The organism is Escherichia sp. MOD1-EC7003, assembly GCF_002965065.1.
GTDB lineage: Bacteria > Pseudomonadota > Gammaproteobacteria > Enterobacterales > Enterobacteriaceae > Escherichia.
In genome coordinates, this window is the sequence record NZ_PTRE01000316.1 from 1 (window position 1) to 1,055 (window position 1,055).

Here is a 1,055-nt window from a genome sequence, read left to right on the forward strand (position 1 = left end):
TCACAAGCTTATGCTTATTACATGCAAAACGTCCCGTTTTGCATCTTTGTGCCTACGGCACACAGTGTTCTTTCCCTGACTAGTTTATAATTTGTTATTATCAAAAAAAAGTTCAATTTCTTGCAAACAATTAATAACTCTATCTATTGATTTATTATGTTCAGTAACTATATGGCTATAGACTCGATCTTTGGTCTTTGCTGCCCAATTAATTTGCTCTTCCGTAAAACCATAAGCTATCCCATAACGGTCGCTTTCATTAGGGTACCAGTCGTTCACACTTTGTTCGTCTGTTGGTACAACATATGATGGACAACCGCATAGAACAGAAAATATAGAATATGCAGTATAATCATCATAAGAAATGAATTTTTGTGCTCGTTTAAATATATTAGCGATTTGTTGATGTGTTAAACCATCAATTTTTATTGAATTTGGGGGATGAACTATTTTTTTGTCAGAACCTTTCCGAATAAGATAACAACATTCTATATCCCTTTCTTGACTTATTTTATTGTTGTATATCTGAATCGGATAGTAAATTACCTTTAGCTCATGTGATGCTAAGAAAGATCCCTCATTATAAAAGTCATTTATCGCTGAGTTAAATTTGAAATAGAGTTCATTTTTTCCATAATCTACAATATTAGTATGATATCCTGGCTGATGTAACAGCCACCTTACAACATTTTTTATTTTTAAAGGATTACCATTAATTATTTCAGGATAGATCACCACAGAATCTGATGGAAAATCATTTAGTTTTAGCCAAACAGGAGTATCCCACTCATTATTAGTTTTAAACCTAAATTTACTATAAAGCTCCCATTTTAATTTTGATAGAAACTTTCTAATTGTTCTGCTCCCATAATAAAATGGGTCCAATTTAACTAAATATGCATTATGAGTACTGTATTTGTTAATTATATGGCATAGCCGATGCAAAACTACAGAACCGCCACTATTTTCATCATATGAGTTTGTATTATATGTATATTCATTTATCAGTAATCTTTAATGAGATTTGTGAAATTCTTTTCGCTATCAATATACAG

1 protein-coding gene is annotated in these 1,055 nt (G+C 31.1%); it reads right to left on the minus strand.

Going from position 1 to position 1,055, the window contains the following annotated elements; all coding sequences use genetic code 11:
* Positions 1 to 84: 84 nt before the first annotated feature.
* Positions 85 to 885 carry a WavQ gene (locus A7090_RS25565; protein WP_241957313.1) on the minus strand — a complete coding sequence of 267 codons (801 nt, stop codon included), beginning with the start codon at positions 883 to 885 and terminating at the stop codon, positions 85 to 87.
* Positions 886 to 1,055 lie beyond the last annotated feature (170 nt).